This window comes from Pseudoalteromonas sp. AOP7-A1-14, assembly GCF_052376275.1.
GTDB lineage: Bacteria > Pseudomonadota > Gammaproteobacteria > Enterobacterales > Alteromonadaceae > Pseudoalteromonas.
Genome location: NZ_JBQSVO010000172.1, coordinates 1 through 4,417 on the forward strand (window position 1 = coordinate 1; position 4,417 = coordinate 4,417).

Here is a 4,417-nt window from a genome sequence, read left to right on the forward strand (position 1 = left end):
GCTAAAGGAAATAGGGATTGGCCTGAGGATACTAAAGTACTGACAGATCAGTATTCACCGGCTAATTTACTTAACTTTTAGGCACGTATTACGACTGTAATAGCTATTGTAATAAGCACTTTAACGATACATTCAGGCTTGCCTGCTTGTTTGAATGTATCGTGAGTTGTTTTTTATCTTTCAGTTAAGAGCCACAGGTTATTAATAGGTACCGCTTAAACCCACCTTTTATTCACACCCTTAGTATAATGCTTCTTGGCTTTTTATACGTCCTGCCACGACTAAGGTTGCCACTGAGTATATTAAGTAAACCTTATTATCAGCCGTAATTTTTGTGTTGTTTTGCCGCGCGCCCTACTCTTTGGTATGAAGCTAAGCAACTATCATTATTGTTATCTCGGTGGTCGGTTGTGAACGCGTCCCCCTTTTTATTATTTAAACTATACTCGTCGTTAGCATGACAAAAACATTTACTTAGCGTGCTAAGTAATGTATATTAGTTAGCATGCTAAGTAATAAGGTGTGTTATGACTTCTTCTCTTCCTTTTCATGAAACTTTAGATCTAAGCTTGTGTGGCAGTATGGGCCGGGTATTTCGACTATGCCGCGATGCAGTGACTTTGGCTGTTGAGCCGTTAGGGCTTACACAATCTAGGTGGACGGCAATGATCCATCTGCATCACTTATCTGAGGGAGCTACACAACATGCGCTCGCAGAGAGCCTAGGTATAGAAATGCCCTCCCTGACACGCACTATAAAGCAGCTCGAGCAGCAAAAAATTATTACTCGTCAAGTTGATGAACACGATAAGCGCAGTAAGAAGCTTTATTTTACAGAGCAAGGTATACAGTTACTAAGTACGTTAAAGGTGCTCATGGCTGATATTAAACAACAATTATATGCTGACCTTACTACAGATCAGCTCAACACGATGGCCTTTGGCTTAGTACAAATGCAAAGCAATGCCGAAAGCTGTATTGTTAAACTCACAGGAAGTAAATAACCTATGACGCCAGATCAAAAGTTTGCCCGTTATGTGAAAATTTCACTTTTTGGGTTTATTATTGCTTTTATATATTTTGTGATTGCAGATATGTATTTACCAGCCACACCACAAGCCCGTGTTTATCATCCTGTTGTACAAGTAACGCCTCAGGTTAGTGGACGTGTTAATCAGGTGCTGGTCAGTAATAATGAGCATGTTGATAAGCACCAAATACTTTTTAGTATCGACGCCACACCATTTAAACTTGCAGCGCAACAAGCTGAGCTAACGTTGGCGGATGCGAAGCTGCAAAATCAACGTTTAGATAGCAGTATAAAAGCAATAGAAGCAGAGCTTGCTGCGGCTAACGCAAAACTGTATGAGCAGCGCTTATTATATGAACGTAGCGAATCACTCTTACAAAAACGCTCTATTTCAGAGCAAGAATATGAATCGATAAATGCTAACTTTCAATCTAGTAAAGCGAATGTCGCAGCTATTGAGGCTAAGTTGACTGAAGCTAAACTAGCACGCGGCCAAGTTGGTAATGATAACCTAGCACTTCGTCATGCTCGCAACTCTTTTGAGCAAGCTAAGCTTAATTTGTCATATTCACAGGTTAGTGCTGAGGTGGATGGTCAAGTAGCTAATTTACAACTAACTAGCGGGACATATGCAAATAAAGGCCAACCATTATTAGCCATTGTTGCTAGTCGAGCAGATCTAGTGGCAGATTTCCGTGAAAAATCACTGACCAATAGTCGTGTCGGAAGTCAGGCAAGAGTGACGTTTGATTCTTTACCAGACCAGGTATTTAGTGCGCGTATTAGCTCGTTTGAAGCAGGGGTTAGCGATGGGCAACTAAGTGCAAATGGGTTATTAAGTAGTATGGATTCAAGTAATCGTTGGGTACGTGACGCACAACGTCAACGAATTCATATCGAGTTAGAGGATTCGCAGCTATTAACTAGTTTACCCAGCGGTGCGCGGGCAACAGTGCAACTATTACCAGAGTCGACTATTGGGCAGTGGTTTGCTAATGCTCAAATTCGTGCAATTAGCTTACTACATTATATTTACTAGGGAGGCTATATGTCGAGTAATGTCGCCCCAAAACTTGATAACAATGGCTTACGTCAAGCTCTGCGTATTGCTGGCGGTAGTGCCCTTGGTTTTACTTTAGCTAAATTAATGAATTGGCCCAACGGTATATTTTTTACCGTTTACCCCATGTTGTTATTGGGGTTAGTGCCAGTATTGAATGGGCATATAGTACGTCAATTTTTTGCAAGTGCTGCATTTAGTGGTTTGTTTGTGCTAGTGATACAGGGGGGATTCTCGCACTTACCAGTCGTTATGACGGGGTTAATATTTTTAGCTTTTGCTTTTTTGTTTTACCAAATGAGTTTAGGAACTAACTTTTTATTTGGTGCTTTGAGTGTAGTTGGGTTATCTATCCAGCTACATTTTTCAAGTTATGTTGTTAATGGAACAAGTGTTTATCCACTAATTATCAGTAATGGTTTAGCCGTGGTGATCACTGTCTTTGGGGCGATGTTAATGCACTTTGTATTCCCTGATGTTGAGCCTCGCCAAGCACGACAAATACCAGAAAAAGCGAAAGAAAGCGTACGCCATGAAGTTTTATTATGCGCTACGGTGGCTACATTATCTTTTGTGGTATTCCAGGTTTTTGATTTACAAGATTCGATATCAGCTCAAGCCGCATCAATTTTAATTTTATTCCCCCTGTGTTGGAAAGCTGCAGGAATGGCAGGTTGGCAGCGTGCAATAGGAACATTAATTGGTTGTAATATTGCTTTAGTAGCACAGTTGTTTTTATATGATCACTCCAACATACTCGTTTTTCCGGTATTTATATTATGGTTTTTTACTTTTATATTTAGCCGTTACCACATTCTAAACGGCAGTATCCCTGGAGTTAGATTTGGCGTGATCACGACGTTTGGTATCCTATTTGGTCAGTACCTTGGGCCTGGTCAGGATTTGGTATATAGCGCGTTATATCGCTTTACGTCTGTATCTGTGGCTATTTTAGTGAGCTTGTGTGCTGTGTATATTATGCATCATCTCTTAAACCGTTTTAGTGTTACCCGCCACCATACCTTCGAATAAATCATACGCAGTAACGATAGTAAGTTACTGCGTAATACGCTAAGTGTGATGCACGTATTTTTACTTTCTTGGCAGTAACCAAAGTGTGAGCAATCCGGCTAAAATTCCCCAAAAAGCAGCACCTATTGAGAATAACGTTAAATCTGAAGCGGTGACTAAAAATGTGATTATGGCGGCTTCTGTGTAGTAACTATCAGACAATGCTTGCTCTAAGCTCGAAGCAATTGTAGTAAATAATGCAATGCCAGCGAGAGCTAAAATGAGTGATTGCGGTAAGCTGGCAACCAGCCCAACTAAAGTGGCTGCGCTAATAGCCATGACAATATAAAACCCACCCCCAGCAATGCTTGCCCAGTAGCGTTTGCTTGGATCACTGTCAGCGTCTTTAGTCATACACATAGCTGCAGTGATTGCCGCGAGATTGATAGAATATCCACCAAAAGGCGCTATCAAAATATTAGTCAAACCGGTGATATTAAGCGTCGCTGATACCGGCGCTTTGTAATTATGGGCTTTTAATACAGCAATACCCGGTAAGTTTTGTGAAGTCATGGTCACTATATAAAGTGGAATACCGATGCTTACCATCGCCTGAAAATTAAACACCGGCGCAATATAGACAAATTCACTCATTTTCCATTGCCAGCTACTGGTATCTATTTGACCAGTGAAGCCCGCTATCGAGAACCCCGTAACTAATACCATGAGCATGGTAAAGCGCGGTATAAAGCGTTTACTGAGTAAATAAACCAGTATCATAATACCTATCAAAAAAGGGGTATCACTCATAAAGTTAAATACATCAATACCAATGTAACCAGTACACCGGCTAACATAGCACAGGCTATTTGACTTGGAATTCGCTCCATTATCTTTTCAAACCAACCCGTTATGCCGCAAATAAAGACTAAAAAGGCGCTCAGTATAAAGGCCCCCACCGCTTCATTTAAACTATAACCTTGTGCGCTTGAGATCAGTAATGCGGCGCCTGTCGTTGACCAAGCAATTAAAATAGGGACTTTATAATAGTACGATAAACCAATGGTTGTTACTCCCATTGCCAATCCAAGTGTTAGTACCCAGCTTGCAACCAAATCCGCTGTTCCACCAAGAACTATAACTACCTGATAAATCAATGCAATAGAACTTGTAAAACCTATAATCACGGCAACTAAGCCTGCGGTTAAACGATTTATCAATTGATCGGAAAGTTGCATAAATACCTTGTTTTTATTCAATTAGTTATGCGGCTAGTTATACATGTTTTTTTCATAATTACTAGCAACAATGAACTC

General features: G+C 40.5%; 3 protein-coding genes and 1 pseudogene. 3 read left to right on the forward strand and 1 reads right to left on the reverse strand.

Annotated features, from left to right (window positions below; all coding sequences use genetic code 11):
* Window positions 1-527 precede the first annotated feature (527 nt).
* The 3 genes from ACT3RM_RS16935 to ACT3RM_RS16945 are packed head-to-tail and all read left to right on the forward strand — an operon-like array spanning window position 528 to window position 3,122.
* Window positions 528-1,004: a MarR family winged helix-turn-helix transcriptional regulator gene (locus ACT3RM_RS16935; RefSeq protein ID WP_441992905.1), complete on the forward strand. Its 477-nt coding sequence runs from the start codon at window positions 528-530 to the stop codon at window positions 1,002-1,004.
* A gap of 3 nt (window positions 1,005-1,007) precedes the next feature.
* A complete protein-coding gene (locus ACT3RM_RS16940) occupies window positions 1,008-2,069 on the forward strand; it encodes an HlyD family secretion protein (RefSeq protein WP_441992906.1) in 1,062 nt (353 codons plus the stop codon).
* 9 nt (window positions 2,070-2,078) lie between these two features.
* Window positions 2,079-3,122 carry a DUF2955 domain-containing protein gene (locus tag ACT3RM_RS16945; protein ID WP_441834325.1) on the forward strand — a complete coding sequence of 348 codons (1,044 nt, stop codon included), beginning with the start codon at window positions 2,079-2,081 and terminating at the stop codon, window positions 3,120-3,122.
* Between the two features lie 60 nt (window positions 3,123-3,182).
* On the opposite strand, the pseudogene ACT3RM_RS16950 reads toward ACT3RM_RS16945, so the two are convergent.
* Window positions 3,183-4,339, reverse strand: a pseudogene (locus ACT3RM_RS16950) (benzoate/H(+) symporter BenE family transporter).
* Between the last annotated feature and the right edge of the window lie 78 nt (window positions 4,340-4,417).

Coding starts and splice junctions, on each gene's coding strand:
- ACT3RM_RS16935 (WP_441992905.1), top strand. CDS start 528: ATGACTTCTTCTCTTCCTTTTCATGAAACTTTAGATCTAAGCTTGTGT.
- ACT3RM_RS16940 (WP_441992906.1), top strand. CDS start 1,008: ATGACGCCAGATCAAAAGTTTGCCCGTTATGTGAAAATTTCACTTTTT.
- ACT3RM_RS16945 (WP_441834325.1), top strand. CDS start 2,079: ATGTCGAGTAATGTCGCCCCAAAACTTGATAACAATGGCTTACGTCAA.